At 60.5% G+C, this 15144-nt stretch carries 16 protein-coding genes; 13 read left to right on the top strand and 3 right to left on the bottom strand.

Annotation, left to right across the window (positions count from 1 at the left end; all coding sequences use genetic code 11):
- Positions 1 to 49 precede the first annotated feature (49 nt).
- The 9 genes from mdcA (at position 50) to madM (ending at position 7261) form a co-directional block, all read left to right on the top strand.
- Positions 50 to 1720, top strand: a complete 1671-nt coding sequence (mdcA, locus tag FBY04_RS16345; RefSeq protein WP_145315808.1) for a malonate decarboxylase subunit alpha — start codon at positions 50 to 52, stop codon at positions 1718 to 1720.
- Entirely contained in the window at positions 1720 to 2577 is an 858-nt protein-coding gene (locus FBY04_RS16340) for a triphosphoribosyl-dephospho-CoA synthase (protein ID WP_145315807.1), read from the top strand. The genes mdcA and FBY04_RS16340 overlap by 1 nt, the downstream gene beginning before the upstream one ends.
- Positions 2577 to 2876, top strand: a complete 300-nt coding sequence (locus FBY04_RS16335) for a malonate decarboxylase subunit delta (RefSeq protein ID WP_008026217.1) — start codon at positions 2577 to 2579, stop codon at positions 2874 to 2876. The genes FBY04_RS16340 and FBY04_RS16335 overlap by 1 nt, the downstream gene beginning before the upstream one ends.
- Positions 2869 to 3720 carry a biotin-independent malonate decarboxylase subunit beta gene (locus tag FBY04_RS16330; protein ID WP_084322396.1) on the top strand — a complete coding sequence of 284 codons (852 nt, stop codon included), beginning with the start codon at positions 2869 to 2871 and terminating at the stop codon, positions 3718 to 3720. The genes FBY04_RS16335 and FBY04_RS16330 overlap by 8 nt, the downstream gene beginning before the upstream one ends.
- Positions 3717 to 4520 carry a biotin-independent malonate decarboxylase subunit gamma gene (mdcE, locus tag FBY04_RS16325; RefSeq protein WP_084322395.1) on the top strand — a complete coding sequence of 268 codons (804 nt, stop codon included), beginning with the start codon at positions 3717 to 3719 and terminating at the stop codon, positions 4518 to 4520. Before FBY04_RS16330 ends, mdcE begins: the two co-directional genes overlap by 4 nt.
- Positions 4514 to 5125, top strand: a complete 612-nt coding sequence (locus FBY04_RS16320; protein ID WP_145315806.1) for a malonate decarboxylase holo-ACP synthase — start codon at positions 4514 to 4516, stop codon at positions 5123 to 5125. Before mdcE ends, FBY04_RS16320 begins: the two co-directional genes overlap by 7 nt.
- The gene (gene mdcH / locus FBY04_RS16315) at positions 5122 to 6033 is read left to right on the top strand and encodes a malonate decarboxylase subunit epsilon (protein ID WP_145315805.1); all 912 of its coding nucleotides are present in this window, start codon (positions 5122 to 5124) and stop codon (positions 6031 to 6033) included. Before FBY04_RS16320 ends, mdcH begins: the two co-directional genes overlap by 4 nt.
- 65 nt (positions 6034 to 6098) lie before the next feature.
- Positions 6099 to 6491: a malonate transporter subunit MadL gene (gene madL / locus FBY04_RS16310; RefSeq protein ID WP_145315804.1), complete on the top strand. Its 393-nt coding sequence runs from the start codon at positions 6099 to 6101 to the stop codon at positions 6489 to 6491.
- Between the two features lie 5 nt (positions 6492 to 6496).
- A complete protein-coding gene (gene madM / locus FBY04_RS16305) occupies positions 6497 to 7261 on the top strand; it encodes a malonate transporter subunit MadM (RefSeq protein WP_145315803.1) in 765 nt (254 codons plus the stop codon).
- Positions 7262 to 7349: 88 nt separating this feature from the next.
- Here the strand turns inward: madM and FBY04_RS16300 are convergent, their stop codons facing one another.
- Positions 7350 to 8264, bottom strand: coding sequence for a LysR substrate-binding domain-containing protein (locus FBY04_RS16300; protein WP_145315802.1), 915 nt, complete (start codon positions 8262 to 8264; stop codon positions 7350 to 7352).
- 244 nt (positions 8265 to 8508) lie between these two features.
- Here FBY04_RS16300 and FBY04_RS16295 point away from each other — a divergent pair, with 244 nt between their 5' ends.
- On the top strand, positions 8509 to 9126 hold the full coding sequence (locus FBY04_RS16295; RefSeq protein ID WP_084318553.1) for a hemolysin III family protein: 618 nt from the start codon (positions 8509 to 8511) through the stop codon (positions 9124 to 9126).
- A 110-nt stretch (positions 9127 to 9236) separates the two neighbouring features.
- On the opposite strand, the gene FBY04_RS16290 is transcribed toward FBY04_RS16295, so the two are convergent.
- Both FBY04_RS16290 and FBY04_RS16285 read right to left on the bottom strand, forming a co-directional pair.
- A complete protein-coding gene (locus FBY04_RS16290; RefSeq protein WP_084318550.1) occupies positions 9237 to 9956 on the bottom strand; it encodes a 16S rRNA (uracil(1498)-N(3))-methyltransferase in 720 nt (239 codons plus the stop codon).
- Positions 9957 to 10147: 191 nt separating this feature from the next.
- Positions 10148 to 11554 carry an adenosylmethionine--8-amino-7-oxononanoate transaminase gene (locus tag FBY04_RS16285; protein WP_145315801.1) on the bottom strand — a complete coding sequence of 469 codons (1407 nt, stop codon included), beginning with the start codon at positions 11552 to 11554 and terminating at the stop codon, positions 10148 to 10150.
- Positions 11555 to 11776: 222 nt separating this feature from the next.
- Between FBY04_RS16285 and FBY04_RS16280 the strand changes: the two genes are divergently transcribed.
- The 3 genes from FBY04_RS16280 (at position 11777) to FBY04_RS16270 (ending at position 14980) form a co-directional block, all read left to right on the top strand.
- On the top strand, positions 11777 to 13546 hold the full coding sequence (locus FBY04_RS16280) for a flavin monoamine oxidase family protein (protein WP_145315800.1): 1770 nt from the start codon (positions 11777 to 11779) through the stop codon (positions 13544 to 13546).
- Between the two features lie 253 nt (positions 13547 to 13799).
- The gene (locus FBY04_RS16275; protein WP_084318541.1) at positions 13800 to 14351 is read left to right on the top strand and encodes a cytochrome b; all 552 of its coding nucleotides are present in this window, start codon (positions 13800 to 13802) and stop codon (positions 14349 to 14351) included.
- 32 nt (positions 14352 to 14383) lie between these two features.
- Positions 14384 to 14980 (top strand): YceI family protein, encoded by a 597-nt coding sequence (locus FBY04_RS16270; protein ID WP_084318538.1) that lies wholly within the window; start codon positions 14384 to 14386, stop codon positions 14978 to 14980.
- Positions 14981 to 15144: the final 164 nt, after the last annotated feature.

Raw genomic sequence — 15144 nt, 5'->3', positions numbered from 1 at the left:
CCCAACACTCCTAAGGTGACCCCCACGACAGCGAACCCGTGGAGTGGTCATGACAACAACAATATCCCCCGACTCGCGATGGACGCGGCGGCGCAGCGAAAAGCAGCGGCGTCTCGAGTTGGTCAAGGGCCTGGCCGACGGTGTGGTCCTGCCCACCGACAACATCGTGGCGGCGCTCGAAGCGTTGATCCTGCCCGGCGACCGTGTGGTGCTGGAGGGCAACAACCAGAAGCAGGCGGATTTCCTTTCCCGCTCACTGGCAAAAGCCGATCCGACAAAGCTCCACGACCTGCACATGATCATGCCCAGCGTCGGGCGTTCCGAACACCTGGACCTGTTTGAGCGCGGCATCGCCCGCAAGCTCGACTTTTCCTTCGCCGGCACCCAGAGCCTGCGCATCAGCCAGTTGCTGGAAGATGGCCTGCTGGAAATCGGCGCGATCCACACCTACATCGAGCTCTACGCACGGCTGGTGGTGGACCTGATTCCCAACGTCGTGCTCTCGGCCGGTTTCATGGCCGACCGCGCCGGCAACATCTACACCGGCCCCAGCACCGAAGACACGCCGGCGCTGATCGAACCGGCGGCGTTCAGCGACGGCATCGTCATTGTTCAGGTCAATCAGTTGGTGGACGACGTCACTGACCTGCCACGCGTCGACATCCCCGCCTCCTGGGTCGATTTCGTGGTGGTGGCCGACAAGCCGTTCTACATCGAACCGCTGTTCACCCGCGACCCGCGCCACATCAAACCTGTGCACGTGTTGATGGCGATGATGGCGATCCGCGGGATCTACGAAAAACACAACGTCCAGTCGCTGAACCACGGCATCGGCTTCAATACCGCCGCTATCGAACTGATCCTGCCGACCTACGGCGAATCCCTCGGCCTCAAAGGCAAGATCTGCCGCAACTGGACGCTCAATCCGCACCCGACCCTGATTCCTGCCATCGAAAGCGGCTGGGTTGAAAGCGTGCATTGCTTCGGCACCGAACTGGGCATGGAAAACTACATCGCCGCGCGGCCGGACGTGTTCTTCACCGGGCGCGACGGCTCGCTGCGCTCCAACCGAATGTTCAGCCAACTGGCCGGGCAATACGCGGTGGACCTGTTCATCGGTGCGACCCTGCAAGTCGATGGCGACAGCCATTCCTCCACCGTGACCCGCGGACGCCTGGCCGGTTTCGGTGGCGCGCCGAACATGGGCCACGACCCGCGTGGTCGCCGCCACGGCACCCCGGCCTGGCTCGACATGCGCCACGGCGACGCGCCGGAGCCCTTGCTTGAACGCGGCAAAAAACTCGTGGTGCAAATGGTCGAGACCTTCCAGGAGGGCGGCAAACCGACCTTCGTCGAAACCCTCGACGCGATTGAAGTGGCGAAGAAAAGTGGCATGCCGCTGGCGCCGATCATGATCTACGGCGACGACGTTACCCACCTGCTGACCGAAGAAGGCATCGCCTATCTGTACAAGGCGCGTTCGCTCGAAGAACGCCAGGCAATGATCGCCGCGGTCGCCGGCGTGACCGTCATCGGCTTGCGTCACAACCCGAAAGACACCGCACGCATGCGCCGCGAAGGGTTGATTGCCTTGCCCGAAGACCTCGGTATCCGTCGCACCGACGCCACCCGCGAATTGCTCGCCGCCAAAAGCGTGGCTGATCTGGTCGAGTGGTCCGGTGGCCTCTACAACCCGCCCGCCAAATTCAGGAGCTGGTAATGCACGCCTTCAACCTGCAACCGAAAACCTTAACCCTGGCCGAACGGCTGGCGGACCTGGCGGTGGACGCGCTGATCGACGAAGCGGATTTGTCGCCGAAACCGGCGCTGGTCGATCGTCGCGGTAATGGCGCGCATACCGATTTGCACCTTGGGCTGATGCACGCTTCGGCGTTGTCGTTGTGGCCGGCGTTCAAGGAAATGGCGCAAGCGGCCATTGAGTTTGGCGAGGTCGGCGTGCCGCTGCGTGAAGCCATCGGGCGGATGGGGCGAGAAGGGGAGCAAGCGATGTTCGCCACGACTGGTGGTGTGAACACCCATCGCGGGGCGATCTGGGCCTTGGGGCTTTTGGTCACGGCCTGCGCGCTTGAGCCAGAATCCAGTGAGGCAGGCTCGATTGCTTTGCGCGCTGCACGCCTCGCGTTACTCGAAGACCGTTACGCGCCACGTCCACTCAGCCACGGCGCCCAAGTCGCCCAACGCTACGGCGCCCGCGGTGCCCGTGAAGAAGCGCAGTCGGGCTTTCCTTCAGTGGTGCAACGGGCGTTGCCACAACTCAAGCGCAGCCGTGCCGTTGGCCATGGCGAGCAGAACGCCCGGCTCGATGCCTTGCTGGCGATCATGACGACCCTGGCTGACACCTGCGTGCTCTACCGCGCTGGCGAACACGGCTTGCACACCATGCAACTCGGCGCCCAAGCGGTCCTCGACGCTGGCGGCAGTGCCAGCCTCGCCGGTCGCCGCCGTTTGCACGAGCTGGACGAACAATTAATCGCGTTGAATGCGTCGCCCGGCGGTGCAGCGGATTTGCTCGCCGCCTGCCTGTTTATCGACCGCATCGAGTCCGGAGCCTTCTGATGGAAACCTTATCCTTTGAATTCCCCGCCGGGCAGCCGCCACGTGGCCGTACCCTGGTGGGCTGTGTCGGTTCTGGCGATCTGGAAGTGCTGATCGAACCAGGTCAGGCCGGCAAATTGACGATCAAGGTACAGACCTCGGTCAATGGTGCCGAGCAACGCTGGCAGCATCTGTTTGCGCGGATGTTCGACGGCCAGACTCCGCCAGCGATGGCCATTGATATCCACGATTTCGGCGCGACACCGGGTGTGGTGCGCTTGCGTCTGGAACAAGGCTTCGAGGAAATCGGCCATGACTGACAGTGCACAGCTCCTCCACAAACATAGCTTCGTCGAACTCGGCGCCCGGCAACGGGCAAAAGCCTTGCTTGACGCCGGCACCTTCCGCGAATTGCTCGACCCGTTTCAACGCGTCATGTCGCCATGGCTGTCGCGCCAGGGCGTGGTGCCGCAAGCCGATGACGGCGTGGTGATTGCCAAGGGCAGCATCGGCGGTTTGCCGGTGGTCATTGCCGCCATCGAAGGCGCGTTTCAGGGTGGCAGCCTCGGTGAAGTCGGTGGGGCGAAGATCGCTGGCGCACTGGAACTGGCCGCCGAAGACAACCGCAACGGCACTCCAACCCGCGCCGTATTGCTGCTGGAAACCGGTGGCGTGCGGTTGCAGGAAGCCAACCTCGGGCTGGCGGCGATTGCCGATATTCATGCAGCGATTGTCGATCTGCGCCAGTACCAACCGGTTGTTGGTGTAGTAGCCGGCAGCGTTGGCTGTTTTGGCGGGATGTCGATCGCCGCCGGGTTATGCAGCTATTTGCTGGTGACCCAGGAAGCGCGCCTTGGCCTGAACGGGCCACAAGTGATCGAACAGGAAGCCGGGCTTGAGGAGTACGACTCCCGCGACCGTCCTTTCATCTGGAGCCTGACCGGTGGCGAGCAACGTTTTGCCAGCGGTTTGGTGGATCGCTTTGTCGCTGACGACGTGGCGCAGATTCAGCAGCAGGTCAGTGAATTGCTGCAACAGGGCTTGCCGGCGCAACAACGCAGTCGTCAGGCCGACCTGTTCCTGCAACGGCTGGCCCGACTGGATGCCGAACCGCAAATCGATCCGGCGACGGTTCGCGAACTGTATCAAGGAGAGCGCTCATGAGTTCGTATTCCCTGAGAGGTTTGAGCTGGTTCAACGCCTTGAGCGATGGCGCGAAACCGGTCGAGGGTTTGCCCGCTTCGTTGAAGGTGGCCGACGGTGTGTTGGGTGATCAGCCTGTCCGGTTCATTGCGGTGGTGGCTGATCCCGACAACCGTTTTGTCCGCGCCCGCAATGGCGAGGTCGGTCTGCTTGAGGGCTGGGGCTTGGCCAAGGCGGTGGATGACGTGATCACGGCTGACGTTGATAAACCGCACAAGCGCGCCTTGATCGCGATCATCGATGTGCCGAGTCAGGCCTACGGTCGGCGCGAAGAAGCACTCGGTATTCATCAGGCTTTGGCGGGTGCGGCGGACAGCTATGCCCGTGCCCGATTGGCTGGCCACGCGGTGATCGGTTTGCTGGTGGGCAAGGCGATGTCCGGGGCGTTTCTGGCGCACGGGTATCAGGCCAATCGCCTGATTGCCCTGCGTGATCCCGGCGTGATGGTGCATGCGATGGGCAAGGCTTCAGCGGCGCGGGTGACGTTGCGCAGCGTCGAAGAGCTGGAAGCACTGGCCGCCAGCGTGCCACCGATGGCGTATGACATCGACAGCTATGCCAGCCTGGGTTTGCTTTGGGAAACCTTGCCGGTGGAGCAGATCGAGCAGCCAACATCAGCGGATCTGGCGCGGGTGACTGAATGCCTGGGCCTGGCGATTGGCGATGTTGGCGCAAGCGGCCGCGATTTGAGCAGTCGCTTGGGCGCGAGCAATCGCGCAGCATCGAGCAAGGTGCGCGAACTGCTGAGAGCGCAGTGGTGAATACGTTTCTGGCCCACGACCTGCTGTGGGGGATGACCCCGGAGCAGTTGCCTGTGGATGCGCCTGCATGGGTCTCTGAGTCGATCAGCGCGGGGCAGCCAGTGGTGGTTCGGCGCGCGCTGAGTGCGCCGGATCACATCGCGGTCGGGGTGCGTGGGCGGCTGCGTGAGCAGCGCTTTGCAACGGTGATGTCGATCGATGTGATCTCGCGTCGGGTTAAACCGGAAGACCTTTGCCATGTTTCGATTGATCGGGATGTGCCGGCCGTTCACGCCCTCAATCAACTGCGGCCAATGCTGGATGATTGTGGTTGGGTGTGGGGTGTCAGCGGCAGTGCCGGGTTTGAATTGGCCAGTGGCTTTCAGGCTTTGCATGAGCGCAGCGACCTCGACTTGATCCTGCGCGCGCCACAACCGCTCGACCGGTTAAAGGCGCAGGCGCTGGTGAGGATTCTGGACACGGCTGCGTGCCAGGTAGACATGCAGCTGCAGACACCTTTCGGCGCCATCGCCCTTCGCGAATGGGCCGGTCCTGCCCGCCGGGTTTTGCTGAAAAACGCCCGTGAAGCTTGCCTGGTCATTGATCCGTGGGAGCAGGCAGCATGAGCAGCTTGCTGGTGTTCCCGGGCCAAGGCGCGCAGCAGCCGGGCATGCTCCATCGTTTGCCTCGCGAAGCGGTAGTCGAGGCGAGTGACGTGCTTGGCGAAGACGCGTTGCTGCTGGATTCGGTCGAGGCATTGAAGTCGACACGGGCCGTTCAGCTTTGTCTGTTGATTGCCGGCGTCGCAGCTTCACGCCAGTTATCAATGGCGCCGGATTACGTGGCGGGATTGTCCATCGGCGCCTACCCGGCAGCGGTGGTAGCGGGTGCCTTGAGTTTCAGCGATGCGCTGCATCTGGTCAGCCTGCGCGGTGAGCTGATGCAGCAGGCTTATCCACAGGGCTACGGCATGACCGCGATCATCGGTCTCGATTTGTCCACAGTGGAAAGTTTGCTGGCGCAGGTTCATAGCGCCGATACGCCGGTTTACCTGGCCAATATCAATGCTGATAACCAGGTGGTCATTGCCGGAAGCGATGCTGCAATGAAGTCGGTTGCCGAATTGGCGAAAGGTCGCGGTGCCGGTCTGACCAAACGCCTGGCCGTCAGCGTGCCGTCGCACTGTCCTTTATTGGACGCGCCCGCTGAAACCCTGGCAGAAGCCTTCGCCAGCGTGCAATTGAAAATCCCGACAGTGGGCTATCTGAGCGGCAGCCGCGCTCGGCCCGTCACTAACATTGAAGCCTTGCGCGAGGACCTGGCCTTCAACATGTGCCGTGTGGTGGATTGGCGCGGCACGGTACAAAGCGCCTACGAGCGCGGCGTACGTCTACAGATCGAACTGCCACCCGGAGCGGTGCTGACCGGGCTGGCGCGCCGGGTGTTCGAGCAGGGCACCGTCATTGCCTTCGACGGTGCGCGACTCGATACCTTGCAGGCGCTGTTGCGTGAGGAGGGAAGCCGCCAACTTTAGACCTCCGACTCAGGCCTTCGAACAACAAAAACAACATTCGACGATGCACTTTGAGGACAACAACAATGATTATTTATGGTGTGGCGTTTCTCGCCTTTTGTACCCTGGTGGGTATTTTTGTCGGCGAACTGCTCGGCAAGCTGATTGGCGTACCGGCCAACGTTGGCGGTGTAGGTATTGCGATGCTGCTGTTGATCGGCCTCGGCAGTTACCTGAATAAAAGTGGTTGGTTCAAAGGCAAGACAGAGCAGGGCGTGGAGTTCTGGAGCGCAATTTACATCCCGATCGTCGTCGCGATGGCGGCGCAACAAAACGTCTATGGCGCACTCAAGGGTGGGCCGATGGCAATTGTGGCGGGGACGGCAGCGGTGGTTATCGCCTTTGCCTTGGTGCCGGTGCTGGTACGCATCGGCAACAAGGAGCCCGCCTCGGTCATTCCTCCGAAGACGGTAGGGTGATCGCCATGTACGAATCGATGATGAATGTAATTACCGGTTACGGCCTGATCAGCGGCTTTCTGATTGTCGGCGTGACCATGTGGGTGTCCTACTGGATTTCCAATACATTCACAAAAGGTCGCCTGCACGGCTCGGCCATCGCCATTCTGCTTGGGTTGTTGTTGTCTTATATCGGGGGCGCGCTGACCGGTGGCCAGAAAGGCGTGGTGGACATTCCGTTGTTGTCGGGCATCGGCCTGCTGGGCGGCGCCATGTTGCGTGATTTCGCGATTGTCGCCACGGCGTTCGGTGTCAGTGTCGATGAGCTCAAGCGTGCCGGTTTTGTCGGGGTGCTGGCGTTGTTCGTCGGCGTCGGGACATCGTTCATAGCCGGTGTCGCGGTGGCGATGGCGTTCGGTTACACCGATGCGGTGAGCTTGACTACCATCGGCGCGGGCGCGGTGACGTACATCGTCGGTCCGGTAACCGGGGCAGCGATTGGTGCGAGTTCCGAGGTCATGGCGCTGTCGATTGCGGCGGGGTTGATCAAAGCCATTCTGGTGATGGTGATGACGCCGTTCGTGGCACCGATGATCGGGCTGAACAACCCGCGCAGTGCGGTGATTTTCGGCGGTTTGATGGGCACCTCGAGCGGTGTGGCCGGCGGTTTGGCCGCCACAGATCCGAAACTGGTGCCGTATGGTTGCCTGACGGCGGCGTTCTACACCGCGTTAGGGTGTTTGCTTGGGCCATCGCTGTTGTATCTGATCATGCGCGGGTTGATGGGCTGACATTTTCTGACACCTTCGCGGACAAGCCCCACACATTGGAATGCATTCTCCTGTGTGCGGGCTTGCTCGCGAAATCCGCGATGCGACCTCAAGTCTGCCGATTGGCATACATCCGACACTCTGCCAACAACGCCAGCAAATTCGGATCACGCTCCTTGGCTTTCAAAAACACCACCCCAATGTACTGCTGCAACCGATACTTTTCCTGCAACGGGATCAGCTTCACCCGGTTCTCATACACCGCTGCAATCCGCCCCGGCAGCAACGCATAACCCACCCCCGAGCTGACCATGCTCAACAGGGTGAAGATGTCGTTGACCTGCATCGCCACCTTCGGCTCGAACCCCGCCTGCTTGAACACCCGATTGCCATCCTGGTGCGTGGCGAAGCCTTGGGTCAGGGTGATGAATGTCTCGTCGCGGACTTCGGCCAGATCGACTTCAGTGCGCTGGGCAAACCTGGAATCCGCCGGTGTCGCCAGGAAGATGTCATCGGAGAACAACGCAATCTGCTCGCAATCCGGGTCGTTCACGCTGTCGTCCAAAGACACCAGGATCGCGTCGACTTCCATGTTCTTGAGCTTGTACAACAGGTCGAAATTCGAACCGAGGATCAAGTCGATGTTGAGTTCGCTGCGGCGGAGTTTCAGGCCCATGATCAGTTGCGGCACGGTCTTCACCGTCAGCGAATACAACGAGCCCAGCTTGAAGCGCTCCGCGGAGAAACCGGCGGCTTCGCGGGTCAGGCGCACGGTTTCAACCACGTCCTGGATCAGCTTCTGCGCCCGTTCTTCCAGCACATACGCGCTTTCCAGCGGCGTCAGGTTGCGGCCTTCATGTTTGAACAGCGGGCAGCGCAGCGCGCTTTCCAGGGAATGAATGGCGCGGTGCACGCTGACGTTGCTGGTCTGCAACTCGGCGGCCGCCCGGGCCAGGTTGCCGGTTCGCATGAAGGCCAGGAACGCCTCGAGTTTTTTCAGGGTCAACTCTTCGTCGATCAGCATGGGCATGACTCTTGGTCGAATGGCTCGATTGTGCCCAATTACTGAAAGTGACGCAGGTCTTTGTAGGAGCGGCCGGGCGGCGTTCCGTTTGCTGGCGATTGGCCCTCAAATTTACATTGATCTTGAGGCCGCCATCGCCAGCAAGCCGGCTCCTACAGGGGGTGTGTGCTTTGAAACATTGCGCTTTTACGCTTGAAGCCTGAGCCTTGCGCAATGCTGTAACGAATGTCGAGGTGAGCAACACATGTATCACGGGGAAAGATTGAACGCCTGGACGCATCTGGTCGGGGCGGTGGCGGCAACGGTTGGGGTGGTGTGGATGCTGGTGATTGCCGGCATGGACGGCAGCCCGTGGAAGATTGTCAGCGTGGCGATTTACGGTTTCACGTTGATGGTGCTCTACAGCGCATCGACCGTTTACCACAGTGTGCGCGGGCGCAAGAAAGCGATCATGCAGAAGGTCGATCACTTTTCCATCTACCTGTTGATTGCCGGCAGCTACACGCCGTTTTGCCTGGTGACCTTGCGCGGGCCGTGGGGCTGGACGTTGTTCGGGATTGTCTGGGGGCTGGCGTTGATCGGCATCCTGCAAGAGATCAAACCGCGTTCGGAAGCGCGGATCCTGTCGATCGTGATTTACGCGGTGATGGGCTGGATCGTGCTGGTGGCGGTCAAGCCGTTGCTGGCGGCGCTGGGCACGGCCGGGTTCGCCTGGCTGGCGTCGGGCGGGATTTTGTACACCGTGGGGATTGTTTTCTTTGCCCTGGATCATCGGTTGCGGCATGCGCACGGGATCTGGCATTTGTTCGTGATCGCGGGGAGTTTGCTGCACTTTGTGGCGATTCTGGTGTACGTCCTGTAGACCGCATTGTGGCCATCGCCAGCAAGCCGGCTCCTGCAGGTCATGTGTTGCCCATGATATGTGCGGCAACCACGATGCCTTGTAGGAGCCGGCTTGTTGGCGAAGCCGTACTAGAAGTCGCCCCAAAGCTGCTGGGCCACCGCCAACGCCACCACCGGCGCGGTCTCTGTGCGCAACACCCGAGGTCCAAGGCGAGCAGCATGGAAACCAGCGCCCTTGGCCTGATCAACCTCCGCATCCGACAACCCACCCTCCGGCCCGATCAAGAACGCCAGCGTTGCCGGCTTGGCATGACTCACCAACGGCTCAGCCACCGGATGCAGGACCAGTTTCAATTCAGCCTCGGTCTGTTTCAACCAGTCTGCCAACAACAGCGGCGGATGAATCACCGGCACCCGTGAACGCCCGCATTGCTCGCACGCGCTGATCGCCACCTGACGCCAATGCAGCAGGCGTTTGTCGGCGCGTTCGTCCTTCAGACGGACTTCGCAGCGGTCACTGAAGATCGGGGTGATTTCGGTGACGCCCAGTTCCGTGGCTTTCTGAATCGCCCAATCCATTCGCTCGCCACGGGACAAGCCCTGGCCGAGATGGATCTGCAACGGTGATTCGACCTGACCGGCGAAGCTTTCATCGATCTGCACCACGACGCGCTTCTTGCCGACCTCCACCAGCGTGGCGCGAAACTCATGGCCCGAGCCGTCGAACAATTGCAACGCATCGCCCTCGGCCATGCGCAGCACGCGGCTGATGTAATGGGCCTGGGCCTCGGGCAACTCGTGCTCGCCGGTGCTCAGGGGGGCGTCGATAAAGAAGCGGGACAGTCTCATGCTGGGTCTCTGAAAATTGGCTTTTGTGGCGAGGGGGCTTGCCCCCGTTCGGCTGCGAAACAGTCGTAATTCTGGCGATGCGTTTTAGCTGGACAGACGCGGTTGTCGGTTTTTGGGCTGCTTCGCAACCCAACGGGGGCAAGCCCCCTCGCCACAGATAAATCCACTCACCACGGGAACTGCGTTGGTCTTTAGCCCGGATCGCGGAAGCCGGGGTGGAAGTCTTTCGGCACCGACACGCTGACGCTGTCGCGAGTCGCGATGTCGATCCCTTCACTGGCCACTTCCGCCAGAAAGTCGATCTGCTCCGGCGTGATCACGTAAGGCGGCAGGAAATACACCACGCTGCCCAACGGTCGAAGTAAAGCACCTCGCTCCAGTGCATGCTGGAACACCTTCAAGCCGCGACGCTCTTGCCACGGGTAAGCTTCCTTGGTCGCCTTGTCCTTGACCATCTCGATGGCCAGCACCATGCCGGTCTGGCGCACTTCCGAGACGTTCGGGTGATCGGCCAGATGTGCGGTAGACGAGGCCATGCGCTGTGCCAACGCCTTGTTGTTTTCGATGACGTTGTCTTCTTCGAAGATGTCCAGCGTCGCCAATGCCGCCGCGCACGCCAGCGGGTTGCCGGTGTAGCTGTGGGAATGCAGGAAGGCGCGCAGGGTCGGATAGTCGTCGTAGAACGCGCTGTAGACGTCTTCGGTCGTCACGCAGGCCGCCAACGGCAGGTAACCGCCAGTCAGGGCCTTGGACAGGCAAAGGAAGTCCGGGCGGATGCCGGCCTGTTCACAGGCGAACATCGTCCCGGTGCGGCCGAAGCCGACGGCGATTTCGTCGTGGATCAGGTGCACGCCATAACGGTCGCAAGCTTCACGCAGCAGCTTCAAATAAACCGGGTGATACATGCGCATGCCGCCAGCGCCCTGGATCAGCGGCTCGACGATCACCGCCGCGACGGTGTCGTGGTTCTCGGCCAGCGTCTGCTCCATCGCGGCAAACATGTTCCGGGAATGTTCTTCCCAACTCATGCCTTCCGGGCGCAGGTAGCAATCGGGGCTTGGCACCTTGATGGTGTCCAGCAGCAGCGCCTTGTAAGTCTCGGTGAACAGTGGCACGTCGCCCACCGACATCGCCGCCATGGTCTCGCCATGGTAGCTGTTGGTCAGGGTAACGAAGCGCTTCTTGGCAGGCGCGCCGCGGTTGAGCCAGTAGTGAAAACTCATTTTCAGCGCGACTTCGATGCAGGACGAACCGTTATCGGCGTAGAAGCACCGGGTCAGGCCTTCCGGCGTCATCTTCACCAGGCGCTCGGACAGCTCGATGACCGGCTGATGGCTGAAGCCGGCGAGGATTACGTGCTCCAGCTGATCGACCTGGTCCTTGATGCGCTGGTTGATGCGCGGGTTGGCGTGGCCGAACACGTTGACCCACCAGGAGCTGACCGCGTCGAGGTAGCGTTTGCCTTCGAAATCTTCCAGCCACACGCCTTCACCGCGCTTGATCGGGATCAGCGGCAACTGTTCGTGGTCTTTCATCTGGGTGCAGGGATGCCACAACACCGCGAGATCGCGTTGCATCCACTGATTATTCAGGCCCATGTTCAGTCTCCTCGAGGCGGTCCGCGGCAGGCGCGGACATACAATCGCGCAAGCCTATGCAATGCGTCGCGCGGGAACAACCCATTGTGTCGATTGAGCTACTTTGTATGGGGTGACAGACGTTGCTGGCGGCCTATTGATGGCTAACGTATTCTTCGCGGTTCTTTGAGTCGTCTGACTCGTAAAACTGCTTTTTCCTCGTGTATTTCCGGAGTTCGCTGAATGTCTGCTGGTTGGCTGCGCGCCTGTGCGCTGGTGATGTTGGGGCTGTTCAGCGTGTCTGCGCTGGCCAAGGATAAAACGGCGATCGTGATTGGCGGCGGGCTTTCGGGCCTCACTGCTGCTTATGAACTGCAGAACAAGGGCTGGCAGGTCACCCTGCTGGAAGCCAAGCCGAGCCTCGGCGGCCGTTCCGGCATGGCCACCAGTGAATGGATCGGTAACGACAAGACCCAGCCGGTGCTGAACAAGTACGTCTCGACGTTCAAGCTGAGCACCACGCCGGCACCAGAATTCGTGCGCACGCCGAGCTACCTGATCGACGGTGTGTATTACACCGCAGCCGATCTGGCCACCAAGGAGCCGGCAACCGCCGATGCGCTCAAGCGCTACGAAAAGACCCTGGACGATCTGGCGCGCTCGATCGAAGACCCGCAGAACCCGGCGGCGAACAGCACGTTGCATGCCCTGGATCAGATCAACGTCTCCAACTGGCTCGACCGTTTGACGCTGCCAGCCACGGCCCGTCAATTGATCAATCAGCAAATTCGTACCCGCTATGACGAACCTTCGCGCCTGTCGCTGCTGTACTACGCACAACAGAGCCGGGTTTATCGCGGTGTGTCCGACCGTGACTTGCGCGCTTCGCGCCTGCTCGGGGGCAGCCCGGTGTTGGCACAAGCCTTCGTCAAACAGCTGAAAACCATCAAGACCAATTCCCCGGTCTCGTCCATTACCCAGGACAAGGATGGCGTGACCGTCAAAGTCGGCAGCGTTGGCTATCAGGCTGACTACGTCGTGGTCGCCGTGCCATTGCGCGCCCTGAACAAGATCCAGATGACCCCGGCGCTGGACGCCCAGCACATGGGCGCCATCAAAGGCACCAACTACGGTTGGCGCGACCAAATCATGCTGAAGTTCAAGACGCCGGTATGGGAAAGCAAGGCGCGCATGTCCGGCGAGATCTACAGCAACACCGGGTTGGGCATGTTGTGGGTCGAGCCAGCCCTGAAGGGCGGTGCCAACGTGGTGATCAACCTGTCCGGCGACAACGCGCGGGTGATGCAGGCCTTCGGCGACAAGCAGATGGCCGATCAGGTACTGATTCGCCTGCATGCCTTTTATCCACAGGCGCGCGGTTCGTTCACCGGTTATGAAATCCGCCGCTACAGCACCGACCCGTCGATGGGCGGCGCTTACCTGGCCTTCGGTCCGGGCCAGATCAGCAAGTACTGGCGCCTGTGGGAACGTCCGCTGCAGCGCATAGCGTTCGCTGGCGAACACACTGACACGTTGTACCCAGGCACGCTGGAAGGCGCATTGCGCACGGGTCAGCGGGCGGCAGGTCAGGTTGAAGACCTGGCGGCAGGCAAGTCGTTCGAGCCGGCGAAGGTTGTTCCGGCAGCGACCGCTGCGGCGGCCGGCGCAGTGGCGGCGAAGAAAGGCAACTTCTTCAGCAATCTGTTTGGTGGCTTGGATGACGAGAAGAAGCCGGAGCCGGTCAAGGCACCCGAGCCGGTCACACCGCCAGCACCGGCGCCCGCGCCAGTGGCCACCCCGGCACCAGCGCCCGTGGAAGCACCGAAGCCTGCAACACCGGTGAAAGCCGAGCCCGCCAAGAAGGCTCCGGCCAAGGCACCGGCGAAAAAGCCTGCGGCCAAGACCGAAGCCAAAAAAGCGCCAGCCAAGGCGCCTGTGAAGAAAGCCGAACTGGCGAAGAAACCAGCGACCAAACCCGCTTCGACCGCGGCAACGGACACCCAAGCGCAGTAAGCTTTTGGATTAAGGAAACGCGGCAGAAATGCCGCGTTTTTTTATGCCTTGAAGAACAGAACCGAATAAACCTCGTGGCGGAGGTGTTCTTCATTTGGACGTCATTTCTTTTCACACATTGGTCTTTAATCTTTCCTTAACTCACCCATTTCAGACTCTTTATCGTATTTCTCGATATTTCAAAGCGAAATTTTCCGCTTTAAATCGATAGATAACTCGATAGTCTTGGTCGCAATTCTCACAGGATTTGGGCATGCAGCTACGTAACTCTTCTTCCCGCTACGGTTGGGTCAGCATCTTCATGCATTGGGGCGTGGCGCTGGCGGTCTTCGGTCTGTTCGCGTTGGGGTTGTGGATGGTCGGTCTCGACTACTACAGCACCTGGCGCAAAGACGCGCCGGACCTGCACAAGAGCATTGGCCTGGTGTTGTTGGCAGTGATGATTCTTCGGGTGATCTGGCGCTTCATCAGCCCGCCGCCGCCCACACTGGAAAGCTATAGCCGCCTGACGCGCATGGGCGCGAAGTTCGGCCATTCGTTTCTGTACCTCGGCCTGTTTGCTGTGATGATTGCCGGTTACCTGATTTCCACCGCAGACGGTGTCGGGATTCCGGTGTTTGGCCTGTTTGAAGTTCCTGCACTGGTGTCCGGACTACCGGACCAGGCAGACACCGCCGGTGTGATTCATCTGTATCTGGCGTGGGCACTGGTAATTTTTTCCGGTCTCCATGCGTTGGCAGCATTGAAGCACCATTTTATCGATCGTGATGCGACCCTCACTCGTATGCTGGGCCGCAAAGCCTGAAGTTCAACCTCGACTCCAAAGGAATAGAAAGCATGTTGAAAAAGACCCTCGCCGCTCTGGCAATCGGTTCCGCTCTGCTGTCCGCCGGTCACGTAATGGCCGCTGACTACGTCGTCGACAAAGAAGGCCAGCACGCCTTCGTTGACTTCAAGATCAGCCACCTGGGCTACAGCTACATCACCGGTACCTTCAAGGATATCGACGGCAAGTTCAGCTTCGACGCCGCCAAGCCTGAAGCCAGCAAGATCGAGTTCAATGTGAATACCGCCAGCGTATTCACCAACCATGCCGAACGCGATAAGCACATCGCCAGCGGTGATTTCCTGAATGCGGCCAAATTCGCCAAGGCCACCTTCGTTTCCACCAGCGTCAAATCCACCGGCAAAAACGCCGCTGGCAAAGACACTGCCGATGTAGCGGGTGATCTGACCATCGCTGGCGTGACCAAGCCCGTCGTGGTCAAGGCTACGTTCCTGGGTGAAGGCAAGGATCCATGGGGCGGCTACCGTGCCGGCTTCGAAGGCACCACCAGCATCAAGCGTTCCGACTTCGGCAAGCAGAAAGACCTGGGCCCAGGGTCCGATGCGGTCGAGCTGTACGTTTCGTTTGAAGGCGTAAAAGCGAAGTAACTTTCGCACCTGACAAAAAAACGCCCCCGATCTCACGATCGGGGGCGTTTTTTATTGCCTGCCAACATTTTAATTACCACCACAAATCCCCTGTAGGAGCCGGCTTGCTGGCGATAGCGGAGTCTCCGCCGACATCCACGAGGCTGACACACCGTCATCGCCAG

Origin of the sequence: Pseudomonas sp. SJZ080 (genome assembly GCF_007828295.1) — a bacterium.
Classification (GTDB): Bacteria; Pseudomonadota; Gammaproteobacteria; order Pseudomonadales; family Pseudomonadaceae; genus Aquipseudomonas; species Aquipseudomonas migulae_A.
This window is presented reverse-complemented; position numbering and strand designations above follow the sequence as displayed.

Bases quoted from the DNA above. Each gene is read 5' to 3' on its own strand.
- mdcA (WP_145315808.1), top strand. From the start codon at position 50: ATGACAACAACAATATCCCCCGACTCGCGATGGACGCGGCGGCGCAGC.
- FBY04_RS16340 (WP_145315807.1), top strand. From the start codon at position 1,720: ATGCACGCCTTCAACCTGCAACCGAAAACCTTAACCCTGGCCGAACGG.
- FBY04_RS16335 (WP_008026217.1), top strand. From the start codon at position 2,577: ATGGAAACCTTATCCTTTGAATTCCCCGCCGGGCAGCCGCCACGTGGC.
- FBY04_RS16330 (WP_084322396.1), top strand. From the start codon at position 2,869: ATGACTGACAGTGCACAGCTCCTCCACAAACATAGCTTCGTCGAACTC.
- mdcE (WP_084322395.1), top strand. From the start codon at position 3,717: ATGAGTTCGTATTCCCTGAGAGGTTTGAGCTGGTTCAACGCCTTGAGC.
- mdcH (WP_145315805.1), top strand. From the start codon at position 5,122: ATGAGCAGCTTGCTGGTGTTCCCGGGCCAAGGCGCGCAGCAGCCGGGC.
- madL (WP_145315804.1), top strand. From the start codon at position 6,099: ATGATTATTTATGGTGTGGCGTTTCTCGCCTTTTGTACCCTGGTGGGT.
- madM (WP_145315803.1), top strand. From the start codon at position 6,497: ATGTACGAATCGATGATGAATGTAATTACCGGTTACGGCCTGATCAGC.
- FBY04_RS16300 (WP_145315802.1), bottom strand. From the start codon at position 8,264: ATGCTGATCGACGAAGAGTTGACCCTGAAAAAACTCGAGGCGTTCCTG.
- FBY04_RS16295 (WP_084318553.1), top strand. From the start codon at position 8,509: ATGTATCACGGGGAAAGATTGAACGCCTGGACGCATCTGGTCGGGGCG.
- FBY04_RS16290 (WP_084318550.1), bottom strand. From the start codon at position 9,956: ATGAGACTGTCCCGCTTCTTTATCGACGCCCCCCTGAGCACCGGCGAG.
- FBY04_RS16285 (WP_145315801.1), bottom strand. From the start codon at position 11,554: ATGGGCCTGAATAATCAGTGGATGCAACGCGATCTCGCGGTGTTGTGG.
- FBY04_RS16280 (WP_145315800.1), top strand. From the start codon at position 11,777: ATGTCTGCTGGTTGGCTGCGCGCCTGTGCGCTGGTGATGTTGGGGCTG.
- FBY04_RS16275 (WP_084318541.1), top strand. From the start codon at position 13,800: ATGCAGCTACGTAACTCTTCTTCCCGCTACGGTTGGGTCAGCATCTTC.
- FBY04_RS16270 (WP_084318538.1), top strand. From the start codon at position 14,384: ATGTTGAAAAAGACCCTCGCCGCTCTGGCAATCGGTTCCGCTCTGCTG.